We start from the raw sequence: 16,556 nt of genomic DNA on the forward strand, positions 1-16,556 counted from the left end.
AGACCAAAATGAACGACAAACCTGCCCGTCTGGGCCGCGGCCTTGCCGCTTTGATTGGTGACATGGGGCCTGTCGAGGCTCCCCGGCAGCTCGATACGGGCTCCGGCGTCCGCCGCCTTCCGGTTGAATTCGTCGTCGCCAACCGCGCCAATCCGCGTAAGGATTTCGACGACGAGCTGCTTGAGGATCTGACCAATTCGATCCGCGAAAAGGGCGTGATGCAGCCGCTGTTGGTGCGCCCAAGCGCGGACGATCCGGACCGGTTCGAGATCATCGCCGGGGAGCGGCGCTGGCGGGCCGCGCAGAAGGCCGGGCTGCACGAAGTGCCGGTGCTTGTGCGCGAGGTCGACGACAAGGAGGCGCTCGAACTCGCGATCATCGAAAACGTCCAGCGCGCCGATCTCAATGCGCTCGAAGAAGCCCAGGGCTATGGGCAGTTGATGGATCAATTCGGCTACACACAGAACGATCTCGCACAGGTGATCGGCAAGTCGCGCTCGCATGTGGCCAATACGCTGCGGCTGTTGCGGTTGCCGTCGGAAGTCCAGCACATGATCGAGAGCGGGGAATTGACCGCAGGGCATGCGCGGACGCTCATCACCTCGGACGATCCGCTCTCGCTGGCGCGGCGCATCGTTTCGGCGGGGCTATCGGTCCGCGAGGCTGAGGCGTTGCATCAGAAAGACACGGAGGCGAAGAAGCGTCCGGGCGGGGATGGCAGCGCGCGAGCCAAGGAAAAGGATGCCGATACGCTGGCGCTCGAGCGGCAATTGTCCAATGCGCTGGGGCTTTCAGTGACGCTCGACCATAAGGAGCGGGGTGGGAAGCTGGAGATCCGGTATAAGACGCTTGAGCAGCTCGATGCGGTGTGTTCGCGGCTGATGGGGTGAAACGCCTGTTTGTTCAATGGGTTGGTGTGGGCCTGGCGCGGTTGTGCCGGGCCCATTTTTGTGGGTGTTTCACGTGAAGCGTTACGAGTGCTGTTGTAAAAATTGTATATAATACAATGGGTTATGGAGTTCTGGGACCATCGATGTGCTGGGGAGTCTTCGGCGCACTGGAGAGCGCGGTGCCGGATTGCCAGTGTGAATCCGGTTGCGATCCCGGAGGCTGCAGCCTGTTAGCGCCGCGCTGCGGCCATGCAGACGGCGAGCATGGCCTGGCGGGCCGTGGCCTGGGCGAGGGCGGGGGTTTTCCGCGATTGGGAGACGGCGAGGCTGAGCCGCGCGCAGGCGTTGGCGAGCGCGTCGTCATTCCAGATGCGGAGTTGCTGCTCGACCGCAGATTTGCGGGAGAAATGGATACGCGGGGTCGTTCTGGCCACGACGTCGCCCGGCGAGGCGCCTTCATCGATGAGCGCGCGCATCGCGCGCAGGCGCGAGAAGTGGTTGAGCGTGACCGCGAGGATGCGTTGGGTATCGGTGCCAGCCGCTGCGGCGCGTGTTAGTGCCGTGTCGAAGTTCTTTGCGTGGCCGCTGGCGATGGCGTCGACGACCGCGTCGAGGGCGAGGGCGGCGTTGTCGCCGCAGAGCGCGGTGACGTCGTCGCGGGTGAGGCTTCCGCTTTCGCCGGCGTAAAGGATGAGCTTTTCGATCTCGCCGCGCGTCACTTGCCGGTCGTTGCCGAGCATGTCGCGCAGGAAGGGAATAAGATCGGGTTCGGTGGTGATGTTCGCAGCGGAAAAGCTCTCGCGGATCAGCTTGTCGAGGGATTGGCCGGTATCGGCATAGCAGGGCACGGCACGGGCGTCGCGGCGTTGCTCGGCGAGTTTTCGCAAGGAATCAGAAGGCTTTAGGTCCCCCGCCTCAACAACGAAGAGGGCGTCCGCCTTCTCGTCGAGCAGTTCGGTGAGGGTGGCTGAAAGCTTGTTGGTGGCGGCGCGGATGCGGATGGTCTTGCCCGAACCGAAGAGCGATGGCGTACGTGCCTCGATGCCCAGGCGCTGGGTATCGGCATCGATCTCGGTCATATGAAGCGTCGTGAGGCTTTCGGGGTCCGGCGGGTCGCCGGCAAAAGCTTTGACGAGGCGGCTGGCATTTTCCGAAACAAGGCCGCTATCGGGCCCATAGACGAGGATAAACCCTTGATTAATCGCGGGTTTTGAAAGAAAGGCCTCGATGTCCCGGCCCTTGAGAGCGGTCATTGTCCGGCCAATTCGGCGAGAAGGGCGAGCCGGATGGATTGCGCGACGGCATGGACGGCCTGCTCTTCGGCATTCGCCTCGGCCTGGTCGTCAGCGAAGGTCTGGCCGGTGCGCTGATAGCCGGAAACTGCGGTGCGCTTGCCGGTGGAGACGACCGTGCCGTTCTCTTGGACGGTCCAGGTGGCGGCGGCGACAACCTGCCGGTCGGAAAGGGGGCTCGTTGCGGAGGAGAGGCCGACGCGGGTTTCGCTGATCCTGATGGACACCGAGAGCGTCGGCGCGGCGGGGTCGGAGGCGCGGCCCAGCTCGCGGGCGAGGTCCTGGTAGACGATCTGCTCGAGCCGGGAGGTGGGGGCGGCATAGCGCAGGGCAAGGGCGGATTGGGTTTGCTCCGCACTGGAATAGACGGGGCCCAAGCTGCAGGCGGAAAGGAGCGGGGTGGCGAGTGCGGCGGCGAGGAGGACGGCGATGCGAAGGGGCGGAAACGTACGTACCGCCAAGCCGCCCTGGCGGCGATCACTAAGGACCTTTTTCCCGGTGCCGGTGCGTGAACTCAACGTGGCGAGCATACTCGGCCCAGGATGACAGTTGGGGCGATGCCGTGCATTGCCGGCATCGGTACGCACTGAAGCGCGGAGCGCGATACGCTCCCGTAATCCGTTCCGAGCGGATTGCGCTTCAGCGGTCCCGCTACGCCACCACATTGACGATCCTGTTGGGCACGACGATGACCTTTTTGGGCGCTTTGCCGTCCAGGATACGTGCGACCGCGTCGAGCGCAAGGGCGGCTTCTTCGACCTGAGGGCCGGCGGCATCCTTGGCGACGGAGATCTCACCGCGGCGCTTGCCGTTGACCTGGACGGCCAAAACCACTGTATCGTCAATAAGATAGCGCGGATCGGCCTTCGGCCAGGGCGTATCGCAGACCATTTTTTCATGTCCGAGAACGGCCCAACAGCTTTCGGCCAGATGCGGCATCATCGGGGCGATGGCCTGGACGAGAAACTCGATCGCGGTCCGCAGGGCCTTGATCGCGGTCAATGATGGCGACTGCGCGATGGCGGGGAGGAATTTCGAGATCGCGTTGGTCAACTCGTAGATCTGCGCAACCGCGCGGTTGAAGCGCAGGCCATTGAGGTCGCGGGTGATCTGGTCGATGGTTTTGTGCGCTGTCTTGAGCATGTCGGTCGAGGCCGGGTCGTCGTCGAGTGTCTCGGCCTGGATGTCGAGCACGGCTTTCGCTTCGTTGACGAGCCGCCAGACGCGCTGGACGTAGCGCCAGGCACCCTCGATGCCGGCTTCGGTCCATTGCACGTCGCGTTCGGGGGGCGAATCCGAGAGGACGAACCAGCGCACCGTGTCGGCGCCATAGGCAGCGATCATGTCCTCGGGGTCGATGACGTTGAGCTTGGATTTGCTCATCTTTTCGACCGAACCGATCGTCGCCGGTTTCCCTGTGGCGATGTGGCGCGCAACGCGCTCTTCGCCCACCATCTCGATTGCGACCTCGGAGGGCGAGAGCCACTGGCCGAGCTCGTCCTTATAGGTCTCGTGGGTCACCATCCCTTGGGTGAAGAGCCCCTTGAAGGGTTCGTCGATATCGAGGTGCCCGGTCTTTTTCATCGCGCGGGTGAAAAAGCGCGAATAAAGAAGGTGCAAGATCGCGTGCTCGATGCCACCGATATACTGATCGACCGGCAGCCAGGCATTGGCGAGCGCCGGCACGGTAGGGGTCTCGGCGTTGGGCGCGGTAAAGCGCGCGAAATACCAGGACGAATCGACGAAAGTGTCCATCGTGTCGGTTTCGCGCCTGGCGTCGGCACCACATTCGGGGCAGGTGGTGTGCCGGAAGGTCGGATGCCGGTCGAGCGGATTGCCGGGGGTATCGAATTCGACATCCTCGGGCAGGCGCACGGGCAACTGGTCCTTGGGGACAGGCACGATACCGCAATGGTCGCAATGGATCACCGGGATCGGGCAGCCCCAGTAGCGCTGGCGCGAAATACCCCAGTCGCGCAGGCGGTAATTGGTCTGGCGCACGCCCTGGGGTTTGCCGTCGACGAGGCGGGTTTCGAGCGTTTCGGCGATCTTTGCCTTGGCGTCCTCAACCTCGAGCCCGTCGAGGAAGCCGGAATTGAAGACCTTGCCGGGGCCGGTATAGGCATCGTCGCTGATTTTGAACGTCTCGGGGTCCGCGCCTTCAGGCAGGATGACCGGGATGACGGGCAAGCCATAGGTGTTGGCGAAATCAAGGTCGCGCTGGTCGTGGCCGGGGCAGCCGAAGATGGCGCCGGTGCCGTAGTCCATCAGGACGAAATTGGCGACATAAACGGGCAGTGTTGCGCCCTCGATCAGGGGATGCTTGACTTCGAGCGGTGTCTTGAAGCCTTTTTTCTCAGCGGTTTCAATGGTTTCGGCGGCGGTGCCCATGCGGCGGCACTCGGCGATGAAATCGACCAGCGCCGGGTCGGATTTCGCCAGTTCGCCCGCGAGCGGGTGGTCGGCGGACAGCGCGATGAAGGAGGCGCCGAAGAGCGTATCGGGGCGGGTGGTGAAGACCTCGATGGTTTTGGCCGGGCTCTTCTCGGTCGCGACCTCGAAGAGCATGCGCAGGCCTTCGGAGCGCCCGATCCAGTTCTGCTGCATCAGGCGGACTTTTTCCGGCCAGTTGTCGAGCCCGTCTATGGCTTCGAGCAAGTCTTGCGCAAAATCGGAGATCTTGAAGAACCACTGGGTCAACTCGCGCTGCTCGACAAGCGCGCCCGAGCGCCAACCGCGGCCATCGATCACCTGCTCGTTGGCCAAGACGGTCTGGTCGACGGGGTCCCAGTTGACCTTGGAGGTCTTGCGGGTAACGAGTCCGGCCTCGAGGAAATCGAGGAACAGCATCTGCTGGCGGTGGTAATAGGCCTCGTCGCAGGTGGCGAATTCGCGGCTCCAGTCGATGGAAACGCCCATACTCTGGAGCTGTTTGCGCATGGCGGCGATATTGGCGTAGGTCCATTCGCGCGGATGGACCTTGTTGGCCATCGCCGCGTTTTCCGCCGGCATGCCGAAGGCGTCCCAGCCCATGGGGTGGAGGACCGTTTTGCCCTTGGCGCGCTGGAAGCGCGCGACGACGTCGCCCATGGCGTAATTACGGACGTGACCGACATGGATGCGGCCCGAGGGGTAGGGGAACATCTCGAGCACGTAATAGGGATCGGCGGGAATGTCGCTTGAAACCGTGAAGGTCTCGTGCTCGTCCCAGGTCTTCTGCCAGAAGGGTTCTTTCTCGCGCGGATTGTAGCGCTCGAAATCGTTTGCGGTCACTTTTAAGCCCGAACTCTGCTGTTGGTTGAAGTGCGGTCGCGCGTTCGCGGCGAAAAGGCGCTATCCCCCTTTGTCCGACCACGCTCCCAATGGTAGTTACCCAACACCAGAAAAGCACCCAAAGGTCAACCGTTCCATGAGTGAAGCGAAGCCCTTCCAAACCCCCGCCGCCCAACGGCTTACCGATATCCGGCAGCGCATCGAGAAGGCCGCCGGGCGCATCGCGGGGCTGGCGGTACCCAGGCTTATCGCGGTTTCCAAGACGTTCGGGCCCGAGGCGATCGCGCCGGTGCTCGAAGCCGGACAGCGGGATTTCGGCGAGAACCGGGTGCAGGAGGCGATGGCCAAATGGCCGGCGCTGAGGGAAAAATACCCGGATGTGACGCTGCATCTGATCGGGCCCTTGCAAACCAACAAGGCGAAGGACGCGGTGGCGTTGTTCGATGTGATCCACTCGGTGGACCGGGATAAACTCGCAAAAGTCCTTGCCAAGGAGATGATGGCGCAGGGGCGAAACCTGCCATGCTTCGTGCAGGTCAATATCGGGGGCGAGGCGCAGAAGGCGGGGGTTGCGGTTTCCCAAACCGTCGATTTCGTCAGGCGCTGCAGGGACGAACACGGGCTCGATATCGTGGGGCTGATGTGTATCCCGCCGGTCGATGCGGCGCCGGGCCCCTTTTTCGCGCAGCTCAAGCAATTGGCGCGGGAGGCGGGGGTTTCCGGGCTCTCGATGGGGATGAGCGCGGACTTCGAAACGGCGGTTCTGATGGGGGCGACGCATGTGCGGGTGGGTTCGGCCCTGTTCGGCGCGCGCGATAGCCATTGAAACAATTTCCGGGTTTCATACGTATTGATAGATATAACGACGATGTGATTGGCTCAGCCCCGACTGTGAGCTAGACTGGTTCCGCGCCGAAAGTGTTTTGAGTTCAAGGGCTTTGAGGGATGATCAAGCGCCATTTGTTGATCGTTGACGACGACAAGGAGCTGCGCGAGAGCCTGCGCGACCAGCTCGCGCCTTATCGCGAGTTCGAGGTTGCAGTGGCCGAAACCGCAGCCGAGGCGCGCGAAGCGGCGTCCCGGCATGTCGACCTGATGCTGCTCGATGTAGGGCTCCCCGACATGGACGGGCGCGAAGCGCTCAAGCTGATGCGGGAGAACGGGTTCCGTGCGCCGGTCATCATGCTGACCGGACAGGATAGCGACGCGGACGAAATCCTGGGGCTCGAAAGCGGGGCGAACGACTATGTCACCAAGCCGTTCCGGTTTTCGGTGCTGTTGGCCCGCATCCGTGCGGCACTCCGGCAGCACGACCAGAGCGAGGATGTTGTCTTCACCATCGGACCCTATACGTTCCAGCCGGCGGCGAAGCTCCTTGAGAATGGCGACGGGCAGAAGATTCGGCTCACCGACAAGGAAACCGCGATCCTGAAATTTCTCTACCGGCAGGGTGCCAAGACGATTTCGCGCGATGTGCTTCTGGCCGAGGTCTGGGGATATAACAACCGGGTGACGACGCATACGCTCGAAACCCATATCTACCGCCTGCGGCAGAAGATCGAGCGCGACCCCTCGCATGCACGGCTGCTGATTACCGAAGAAGGCGGGTACCGGCTGGTGCCGTAAGCCTTTGCGGCGGCTGAAAAATATGTCACCTATAGGCCATTCCGAGTGCCGCTGGGGGCGGGGATGGGTGACGACGAGGCGGTGACCGCCTTCCGCAAATTCGAGATTTTCGGCGCGTTCGACGACGAGCAGTTGAAGCTTCTCGCCTTCGTGAGCGAGGAGCGGGCGCTTGGACGCGGGGAAACGCTCTACGAGGCAGGAGAGAAGGCCGACGGGGCATATGTGCTCGTCACCGGAACGCTCGAGGGGTTTGACGGGGGCGCTCAAAGTACCGATGAGCGGGCGGTTTATCCGATCATTCCGCCGGCGTTGATCGGGGAAATGGGGCTGATGCTCACGCGGCCGCGCGCGACGACGATCCGGGCACGGTCTTCGGCGCGGCTGTTGTTCATCCCGCGCGAGCCGTTTTTGAAGCTGTTACGGAACGATCCGGAACTGGCCGAGAGCGTCTCGGCGATCCTGCGTGAAGAGCTGGCGCGCTATCTCGAGCGGATCGCGCAGGTGGCACCGAAATTTACCGAATAGGGGTTGTGGCATTCTTCCCTTCTCCCCTTGAGGGCCTGTTGCGCAGTTTACGGGAAGGTTGATGCGGCAGGCGCAACGGCGACGGAGGCGGTTTTCGGTTTGCCTGATTGGGCGGTTTCGGCTGTTTTGTTGCGGTTTTGCCGGATGGCGGACGCAGCTATGGCGTGATCGCCGCCCAACGTCGCATGTTGAAGGCGATGGCGGCGAGGAGCACCTGGGCGGTTGCCTTGGCGAGACCGCGATAGCGAATGCGGGTCAAGCGCATGCGGTTCTTCCATGTGGCAAAAGTTGTTTCCACCGCCGCCCGGCGTCTTGCGACGAGGCGGTTGAAGCGCTTCAGCCTTGGTGACAGTTTGGGATGGTGCTTGTTGGGCCGTCTCGCCAGCCGTGCCTTGACGCCACGTGCCTTGAGCGCTGCTTCGCGGGCATGGGTGTGGTAGGCCGCATCCGCCCATACCGCCTTCTCGTCGCCGCGGATCAGCCGGTCGGCCGGCGTGGTGTCGTTGACATTGGCCGGTGTGGTGATCACTGCGCGCACCAGGCCGGAGCCCTCGTCGACGCCCACATGGGCCTTGTAGCCGTAGACCGAGCCGCCCTTGCCCTGGCGCTTGGCGAAGCGGGCATCCGCGTCGACGGCCGGGCGCCCGTCGCCTGGCCGCGCCGAGGCGGACGCGATCAGCGTCGCATCCAGCATCGTGCCGCGCTTCAGGATCAGCCCGGCCTTCTCCAACTGCCGGTCGAGTTCTCCGAAAAGCCGCTCCACATGCCCGCCGGCGGACAGTTCGTTGCGGAAACGGCACAGCACCGTGTGGTCGGGAACGCCTTCCTCCAGCGATAGGCCACAGAAGCGCCGGAACGACAGCCGGTCGCAAAGCGCCTCCTCCAGTTCCCGGTCGGAAAGCCCATAGAGCGATTGCAGGATTAGCGCCTTGAACAACACCAGCGGCGGCCAGGCCGCCCGGCCCGGTCCGCTGTCGCGCAAGGGCGCCAAAAACTTCTCGAACCGGTACCACTTCACCAGCCCCGAAAGCCGATCCAGCGCCGTCGACCCGGCCGTCGCGCCGACGACCCCGTCCGCAAACCCAAGCTGACCTGTCCGCTTCACCGCCATGACGATCTCCCAAATCAGATACAAGCAGTGAATCACAATTCGCAAATTGTGCAACAGGCCCCTTGAGGGAGAAGGTGGGCCTCGCGAAGCGAGGGTCGAATGAGGGGTGTGCGCGGCAGCAAAGCTCGGCTTTTGTGCTGTTCGCAACGCCGCAGGCACCCCTTGCATGTTGTTTTTGCCGCGTTTGTGAAACTGTTGCGGTGGCTCCCGGCGGATGGCCATCCGCCGGAAGCCGGACGAGCGGGACCGAGCACCCCTTGGATTTGGGATCCGCGGATGAGATGGGTCCGTTCGTCCTTCGCGCTGGTCCTGAACAGATGAATGGGAGCGAGTCCCGCATGCAAGGCAGGGAAATGCCCGAACCCAACGCGATACCGCCAGTGTATGTCGGTATTGACGTATGTAAAGACTGGCTGGACGTGTACCTGCATCCTTCCGGCCAAAGCCTGCGCGTGAGCAATGATCGCGTCGGGCACAAGCGGATCAAACGTGTTCTGAGCGGCCAGCCGGTGGCACGGGTCGTGATGGAGGCGACCGGAAAGTACCATCGTGCCGTACAGCGCAGCCTGCACGCCGCGGGCCTGCCCGTTTGTCTCGTCAATCCCCTGCGGGCCCGGCTGTTTGCCGAGGCGAGCGGCACGCTGGCCAAAACCGACGCGCTTGACGCCCGGATGGTGGCGCGGATGGGCGCCGCGCTCGATCCCGGCGTCACCGCGCCGTGTCCGATCGCTCTGGAGCATTTGCGCGAACTGGTGGGTGCGCGCACCGCGGCAACCGCCGAACACACCGCGCTCGTCAATCGGTTGTCCTGCACCACCACGGCGTTTCTGCGCACCGAGCTGCGCCGCCGCATCGCCAGTTGCCGCACCCATATATGCAGGCTCGACGCCGAAATCGAGGCGCGGATCGCCGCCGATGAGGTCCTGGCACACAAACGGGCCATCCTCCTCTCGATCCCCGGCATCGGGCCGGTCGTCGCAACCGCCCTGCTGACCGGCATGGATGAACTCGGCACGTGTTCGGCCAAGCAGGCCGCCAGCCTTGCAGGGCTCGCTCCGCTCGCACGCGACAGTGGCGCAGCCCAAGCTCCGCGCTTCATTCGCGGCGGGCGCCGGCATGTGCGAAACGCGCTCTACATGGCCGCCCTCTCCGCCAGCCGCCACGCACCCGGCCTCGCCATCTTCGCCAAACGCCTCAAGGCAGCCGGAAAACGGCCCAAGGTCGTCCTCGTCGCAGTCATGCGAAAACTCATCGTGCTCGCAAATACCCTGATCGCCCAAAACCGGAAATGGCACCCAATCGCGCCTTGACACAAAACACAGATGCTCATCCGACCGCTTCGCGGCCACCTTCTCCCTCAAGGGGAGAAGGGAAATCGTGCTTGTGACCCGACCGGTGCGCCACCGACACCCGCGTAAACCTGTCAAATCCCTGTGTAGAATCGCTAGCTAAAATCCACGATGATCGGCACGTGGTCGGAGGGCTTGTCGGACCAGCCGCGGGCGGGGCGGAGGATACGGCAGGCGCTCGAATGGGCGGCGATGTCTTTTGTCGCCCAGATGTGGTCGAGGCGCCGGCCGCGGTCGGAGGCGGACCAGTCCTTGGCGCGGTAGCTCCACCAGGAATATATCTTTTCTTCAATCGGGATATGCCGGCGCACGAGGTCAACCCAGTTGCGGCGGTCAAGGAGTGCGTTGAGCGCTTCGGTTTCGACCGGCGTGTGGGAGACGACGTTCAGGAGCTGCTTGTGGCTCCAGACGTCGTTTTCGTGCGGGGCGATGTTGAAATCCCCGCAGATGATCTGGCGCTCATCGAAAACGAGATCGTCGAACCAGTCGGCCATTTCGGCAAGGAAATCGAGCTTGTGGCGGAATTTGGGGTTCTTGTCGGGGTCCGGCTCGTCGCCGCCGGCAGGGATATAGAAATTGTGCACGGTCACCGGGCCGCGCCCGAAATCGAGCTTGGCGGAGACGTGCCGCGAATCGGGAATCTCGCAGAAGCCGCGCGCGGCGATCTCGCTTAAGGGGACTTTCGAGAGGATGGCGACGCCGTGATAACCCTTTTGCCCGTGGACGGCCTGGTGGGCATAGCCGGCTTCGGCGAACGGCTTGGCGGGGAACTGGTCATTGGTGCATTTGATCTCCTGCAGGCACAGGACGTCCGGCGCGTATCGGGAAAGGAAGTCGAGGACGATCGGCAGGCGCAGGCGCACCGAATTGATGTTCCAGGTGGCAAGAGAGGGCATGAACGACTCGAAAAAGGGATGAAGACGTGCGGTCTTTATCCCTTTGCAGTCCGGGTGTGTAAAGGGTGCCGGCGTTCGTTCACAGGGCAATCGGGTGAAGCCAGCCTCTCCACCACCCCCTCGCCGCCCCCGACTTGATCGGGGGGCCATCAGCGCTTTGGCGAGTCGGGATCGTTGTGCGATGCACGGCGCTGCCACCGACCCTTGCCGCGCCGAATGGTGAGAGTATCGGGTGCATTGGGCGGGCAACGGGATCCTCAGAGTCTCACTATCCGGCACGCACCCGGTTCCAGGCAGCGCTTTGCATCGCACGTCCAATTCGGGCGTGCAAACGCTGATGGGCCCCCGATCAAGTCGGGGGCGGCGAGGGGTCATGGAGGCGCCAGAGCATACCGCCATCCGGGCAGATAGAACATCCCATCAAGCGATTGACCGGCGTTCGTTCAGCGCTGCAGCTGGGAGTAGGTGGGGTCGATATAGAAATAGTGGTCGGGGATCTCGATGTTCTTCTGGGTGTCGTAGATCGAGAATGTGGTTTCCACCCCCGAAGGCTCGATGAGGCTCCATTGGACAAGGTCTAGGGTTTCGCGGTCGAAAATCAGCGAGACCTGCACCGTGCCGATGGGCGTGTCGTCGATGAGCGAGACGACGACGTGGGTGTCGCTCATCACGACGTCGGTCAGGTTGGAATTGATGAGGCTCACCTGGTCGCCAAGGACCTGACGGAGCGGGACGTGCTCCTGGTTATAGGCGTATTGGGTGCGCGCCTCGCGGTCGATGACGTAAAAACCCCGGCCCTGGGAAATGATTTCCTCGCGGCTGGGGGGCCCATAGCGGAAGCGGATGTGGTTGGGGCGCTTGAGCCAGAACACGCCCTCGGTGCGTCCGCCCTGGCTGTCGATCTGGACGAAGCGGCCGGCCAGGGTGCGGATCTCGGTGTTGTGCCGGGATATCTCCTGGAGCATGTACTCTTCGTCGAGCGTGAGCTGCCGGGTTTGCGCGGTGGCCGCCGTTGCGGCGGCGAGGAGGAGGATAATCGCGAGCGCGGCTTTATAGATGCGGTTCATTACGGCCAAGACTTTCGAGCGAATGGTTTTTACCCCTTGGGAATTGGGGTAGAGGGCAAATGCGGCGACAGGAAGGATTGCGCGGCACGAACGGCGGCAACTATCCACCCCTCCTCAATATCCGTCCGCGTTATCGCCCACCAGCACCTCGCGTTTGCCCGCGTGGTTGGCCGGGGAGATGATGCCTTCCTGTTCCATGCGCTCAATGAGCGTTGCGGCCTTGTTGTAGCCCACCGACAGGCGGCGCTGGATGTAGCTTGTCGAGGCCTTCTTGTCGGTCAGAACGATGTTGACGGCCTTGTCGTAGAGTTCGTCGCCCGATCCGGCGAACTGGCCATCCTCGTCGAGCGCGTTGCCGTCGCCTTCGTCTTCGACCGTAATCGATTCGAGATATTCGGGCGTGCCCTGGCTCTTTAGGTGCGAGACGATCGATTCGACCTCGCTGTCATCGACGAAGGCGCCGTGCAGACGCTTGATGCGACCGCCGCCGGCCATATAGAGCATGTCGCCATTGCCGAGGAGCTGTTCGGCGCCCTGCTCGCCAAGGATCGTGCGGCTGTCGATTTTCGAGGTCACCTGGAAGGAGACGCGGGTGGGGAAGTTGGCCTTGACCGTGCCGGTGATGACGTCGACCGAGGGGCGTTGCGTCGCCATGATCAGGTGGATGCCGGCGGCGCGGGCCATCTGGGCGAGGCGCTGGATGGCGCCTTCGATGTCCTTGCCCGCGACCATCATCAAATCGGCCATCTCGTCGACGATGACGACGATATAGGGGAGCGGTTCGAGGTCGAATTCTTCCGATTCGAAGATCGCCTCGCCGGTTTCGCGGTCGAAGCCGGTCTGGACGGTGCGGGTGATGACCTCGCCCTTTTTCTGCGCTTCGCTGACGCGCTGGTTGAAGCCGTCGATGTTGCGGACGCCGACCTTGCTCATCTTCTTGTAGCGGTCTTCCATCTCGCGGACGGCCCACTTCAAGGCCACCACGGCCTTTTGCGGGTCGGTGACGACAGGGGTCAGAAGATGCGGGATGCCGTCATAGACCGACAATTCAAGCATTTTCGGGTCGATCATGATGAGCCGGCATTCTTCGGGCGTCATCTTATAAAGGAGCGAGAGGATCATGGTGTTGATCCCCACGGATTTGCCCGAGCCGGTGGTGCCGGCGATGAGCAAGTGCGGCATACGCGCCAGGTCGACGATGATCGGCTCGCCGCCAATGGTTTTGCCGAGGCAGATCGGCAGCTTGGCCTTGGCCTTTTCGTAGTCGACCGAATCGAGGAGTTCGCGCAGGAACACCGTCTCGCGGGTCGCGTTGGGCAGTTCGATGCCGATGGCGTTGCGGCCGGGGACGACGGCGACGCGGGCGGCGATGGCCGACATCGAGCGGGCGATGTCGTCGGCGAGCGAAATGACGCGGGACGATTTGATGCCGGGGGCGGGTTCGAGCTCGTAGAGCGTCACGACCGGGCCGGGGCGGACATTGATGATGTCGCCCTTGACGCCGAAATCCTCGAGGACACCTTCGAGCCGCTTGGCGTTCTCTTCAAGCGCTTCGGGGCGATGCTCGGGGTTGAGCTGGTTGGCCTTGGGAGCCGCCAGGAGATCGAGCGGGGGCAGGTCGAAGCCGTCATCGACGAGGAACGAGCCCTGGGCTTCGCGCATGGTGCGGCGCGAGGGCGCCGGGCGCGGCGCGGGGGCCGCAACGCGCGGGGAGGCGCCGTTCTGCTCGACGATCAGCCGGGCGATGTCGTCGTCGTTTTCGGCGCGGGCTGGGGGCGCCGGCTCGTAATCGGTGTAATCGAGATCGTCGTCCGGCTCATCCCATTCGGGTTGGGCCGCGCCGAGGCTCGGCTCGCGGCGATAGTCGGTGCCCGGGGCCGGAATCGAGCGGTCGAGCTGGGGCTCGAAATCGGCGCTTTGCCAGGGACGGGCCGGGAGATCGGCTTGTTTGCGCCGGGCCATCAGGCGCTTGATGAAGCCCAAAAGCATGTAGCCCCAATGAGCGATCGATCCGATGACGACGGCGAAGGGGCTGTCGCCATCGGCGTCGCTGTCGTCTTCGGGTTCTGCGGCGCGCTGCGTCTGCGCGCGGTTGGCGCGGGGCTTTTGCGCCGCGCGGGGGGCGGGCATCGAATCGTGCGTGCGCGCGGGGCGGGCGGACAGCCAGATCAGCGCGACGGTCGGGGGCAGGAGAATGAGCGCATAGAGAATGGCGCCCCAGCCTTCAGGCGGGCTGCCCAGGACGAGGCTATAAAGCGCGGAAAAGCCCGTGCCCGCGAAACCGCCCAACCCGAGCGGCAGCGGCCAGCTCTGGGGGGCAGGGAAGCCCGAGAGGACGCCGGTGGCGAGAACGGTGCCAAGCACCCATCCGGTGATCCTGAGCCCGAGGAAATTGGGGACTCGGCGCCCGATGAGCGAAAAGGCCCATACGACGGGCGGAATGACGAGGACGGGCGCCGCGAGGCCGACGAGCTGGAAGACGACATCGGCGATGGCGGCGCCGGAAAAGCCGAGCCAGTTTTCCGCAGGCTTGTCGGTGGCGTACGAAAAGCTCGGATCGTCGACATGCCAGGAGGCGAGCGAGACGAGCACGATGGCACAAACGGCCAGAAGGACGAGCCCGATCAGACGCACGGGAATTGCGATCCGCAGCACCTCGCGGGTGCCGTGGGTGTCGTCCAGGTGCGGGGAGGGATGCAAACTCATCGAAATGGCCGGCTCGTTACGCAAATACTCTATCGAGCGGAGCCTAAGCCGGCATGGTTAATCTAGAATTAGCGGGCGGGGGAAATTTGCGGGGTTAGTGTGGTGCCCGATCTACCGCCTAAACCAGCTTACGCTGGCACCCCCACCGCTAACCCCTCCCCTTGACGGGGAGGGACCAAGGGTGGGGTGGAGCAAAGAGTGCAAACGCCGATGTTTCGTGCGGTCCTGATGGCGAGGAACCCAAAAGCAAAGCCCCGCATGGATGCGGGGCCCTGGCTATTCCATCTCTCCCAGAGGGGATGCAGCCCATATCGTTTGCGAGTGGGAAGGCCTCAAGATGTGGGGTCAAGAGGGATATGGGCTGCATGCCGCCTGGGAGCGGGATGGCGCGGAGACCGCGCCATCGGAGTTCGGTGGTCCTGATCGGATCAGGAGAATTCGGGGTAGGCTTCGACGCCGATTTCGGCCTTGTCGAGTCCCAGCGCCTCGTCGTCCTCGGAGGGGCGCAGGCCGACCGTGGCCTTGAGGATCGCCCAGACAATGAGGCTCACCACGAAGACGAAGATGCCGACGATGATGATCGAAATCAGCTGGTTGACATAGCTGCCGTCCGGATTGGTCAGCGGCACAATGAGCGTGCCCCAAATGCCGGCGAAGAGGTGGACCGGGATGGCGCCCACAACGTCGTCGATCTTGAGCCGGTCGAGCAGCGGCACGGCGAAGACCACGATCACGCCGCCGACGGCGCCGATAAGGGTGGCGGTGCCGATACCAGGGGTGAGCGGTTCGGCCGTGATCGAAACCAGGCCGGCCAGAGCCCCGTTGAGGACGAAGGTCAGATCGACCTTCTTGTAGATGATCGCCGTGAGAATCAGTGCCGCAAGCGCGCCACCGGCGGCAGCGGTATTGGTGTTGACCATGATGCGGCCGACATCGGCGACGTCACCCACCGAGCCCATGGCGAGCTGGGAGGCGCCGTTGAAGCCGAACCAGCCCATCCACAGGATGAAGGTGCCGAGCGCGGCAAGCGGCATGTTGGAGCCGGGCATGGCGTTGACCGTGCCGTCGGCATTGTACTTGCCCTTGCGCGCGCCCAAGAGAAGAACACCCGCGAGCGCGGCCCAGCCACCGACCGAATGCACGACAGTCGAACCGGCGAAATCGAGGAAGCCCAATTGGCTGTCGAGGAAGCCGCCGCCCCACTTCCAGGACGCCTGGATCGGATAGATGAAGGCGGTCAGGACGAAGGTGAAGACCAGGAACGGCAAAAGCTTGATGCGTTCCGCCAGCGTGCCCGAAACGATCGAGGCGGTGGTGGCGCAGAACATCACCTGGAAGAAGAAGTCCGAGCTGGTCGCCGCATAGGAGAAATCGTCCGCGCCGTCCGCGGTGACGCCCACCGCTTCGAGAACGCCGATGCCGAAAGCCCCGAGGAAGCCGCCGGTCTCGTCAGCGCCGATCGACCAGTTGCCGAGCGGATACATGAGGTTGTAGCCCACGATGTAGTAGGCGACAGCAGCGATCGAAAAGAGCGCAATGTTCTTCAAAAGCTGCATTGAGACGTTCTTGGTGCGGACAAGGCCTGCCTCGAGCATCGCAAAGCCCGCGGCCATCCACATGACGAGTACGCCGCCAAAGATCATAAGGAACGAATTGAGGATGAAAACGACGTCGGCGGATACGCCTTCGGAAACCGTTTCCACGACCTCTTCGGTGGCCGCTGCGTCCTGGCCCAGCGCCGGCAGCGCGACGAGCAGGGACGCGAGCGCCGCCGTGCCGAGAAGTTTGGTTGTTCTGTTGGTCATAATGTTTCCCCTAAAA

General features: G+C 63.4%; 13 protein-coding genes. 5 read left to right on the forward strand and 8 right to left on the reverse strand.

Features of this window, described 5'->3' with window-relative positions; all coding sequences use genetic code 11:
- Positions 1-8 precede the first annotated feature (8 nt).
- Positions 9-890, forward strand: coding sequence for a ParB/RepB/Spo0J family partition protein (locus LG281_RS11960; protein ID WP_404400962.1), 882 nt, complete (start codon positions 9-11; stop codon positions 888-890).
- Positions 891-1,120: 230 nt separating this feature from the next.
- Here LG281_RS11960 and holA read toward each other — a convergent pair whose 3' ends face one another.
- From holA to leuS, 3 genes are all read right to left on the reverse strand, one after another.
- Entirely contained in the window at positions 1,121-2,143 is a 1,023-nt protein-coding gene (gene holA, locus LG281_RS11965; RefSeq protein ID WP_404400964.1) for a DNA polymerase III subunit delta, read from the reverse strand.
- Positions 2,140-2,643, reverse strand: coding sequence for a hypothetical protein (locus tag LG281_RS11970; RefSeq protein WP_404400966.1), 504 nt, complete (start codon positions 2,641-2,643; stop codon positions 2,140-2,142). Before LG281_RS11970 ends, holA begins: the two co-directional genes overlap by 4 nt.
- Before the next feature lie 190 nt (positions 2,644-2,833).
- On the reverse strand, positions 2,834-5,455 hold the full coding sequence (gene leuS, locus LG281_RS11975) for a leucine--tRNA ligase (RefSeq protein ID WP_404400968.1): 2,622 nt from the start codon (positions 5,453-5,455) through the stop codon (positions 2,834-2,836).
- A gap of 136 nt (positions 5,456-5,591) precedes the next feature.
- Between leuS and LG281_RS11980 the strand changes: the two genes are divergently transcribed.
- The 3 genes from LG281_RS11980 to LG281_RS11990 all read left to right on the forward strand — a co-directional run bounded on the left by LG281_RS11980 (position 5,592) and on the right by LG281_RS11990 (position 7,606).
- Positions 5,592-6,281 (forward strand): YggS family pyridoxal phosphate-dependent enzyme, encoded by a 690-nt coding sequence (locus LG281_RS11980; RefSeq protein WP_404400970.1) that lies wholly within the window; start codon positions 5,592-5,594, stop codon positions 6,279-6,281.
- Positions 6,282-6,400: 119 nt separating this feature from the next.
- On the forward strand, positions 6,401-7,081 hold the full coding sequence (locus LG281_RS11985) for a response regulator transcription factor (protein ID WP_404400972.1): 681 nt from the start codon (positions 6,401-6,403) through the stop codon (positions 7,079-7,081).
- A 63-nt stretch (positions 7,082-7,144) separates the two neighbouring features.
- Positions 7,145-7,606 carry a Crp/Fnr family transcriptional regulator gene (locus LG281_RS11990; protein WP_404400974.1) on the forward strand — a complete coding sequence of 154 codons (462 nt, stop codon included), beginning with the start codon at positions 7,145-7,147 and terminating at the stop codon, positions 7,604-7,606.
- Positions 7,607-7,763: 157 nt separating this feature from the next.
- Here LG281_RS11990 and LG281_RS11995 read toward each other — a convergent pair whose 3' ends face one another.
- On the reverse strand, positions 7,764-8,717 hold the full coding sequence (locus LG281_RS11995) for an IS5 family transposase (RefSeq protein ID WP_404400976.1): 954 nt from the start codon (positions 8,715-8,717) through the stop codon (positions 7,764-7,766).
- 338 nt (positions 8,718-9,055) lie between these two features.
- On the opposite strand from LG281_RS11995, the gene LG281_RS12000 reads away from it, so the two are divergent.
- Positions 9,056-10,027 carry an IS110 family transposase gene (locus tag LG281_RS12000; protein ID WP_404400978.1) on the forward strand — a complete coding sequence of 324 codons (972 nt, stop codon included), beginning with the start codon at positions 9,056-9,058 and terminating at the stop codon, positions 10,025-10,027.
- Between the two features lie 134 nt (positions 10,028-10,161).
- Here LG281_RS12000 and LG281_RS12005 read toward each other — a convergent pair whose 3' ends face one another.
- From LG281_RS12005 to LG281_RS12020, 4 genes are all read right to left on the reverse strand, one after another.
- Positions 10,162-10,962, reverse strand: a complete 801-nt coding sequence (locus LG281_RS12005) for an exodeoxyribonuclease III (protein WP_404400980.1) — start codon at positions 10,960-10,962, stop codon at positions 10,162-10,164.
- 443 nt (positions 10,963-11,405) lie between these two features.
- Complete coding sequence (locus LG281_RS12010; RefSeq protein WP_404400982.1) at positions 11,406-12,029, reverse strand: outer membrane lipoprotein carrier protein LolA; 624 nt, start codon at positions 12,027-12,029, stop codon at positions 11,406-11,408.
- 114 nt (positions 12,030-12,143) lie between these two features.
- Positions 12,144-14,735 carry a DNA translocase FtsK gene (locus LG281_RS12015; RefSeq protein WP_404400984.1) on the reverse strand — a complete coding sequence of 864 codons (2,592 nt, stop codon included), beginning with the start codon at positions 14,733-14,735 and terminating at the stop codon, positions 12,144-12,146.
- A 428-nt stretch (positions 14,736-15,163) separates the two neighbouring features.
- Positions 15,164-16,540 carry an ammonium transporter gene (locus LG281_RS12020; protein WP_404400986.1) on the reverse strand — a complete coding sequence of 459 codons (1,377 nt, stop codon included), beginning with the start codon at positions 16,538-16,540 and terminating at the stop codon, positions 15,164-15,166.
- Positions 16,541-16,556: the final 16 nt, after the last annotated feature.

This window comes from Pelagibacterium halotolerans (assembly GCF_044811015.1).
In the GTDB taxonomy this organism is placed as follows: Bacteria; Pseudomonadota; Alphaproteobacteria; order Rhizobiales; family Devosiaceae; genus Pelagibacterium; species Pelagibacterium halotolerans_A.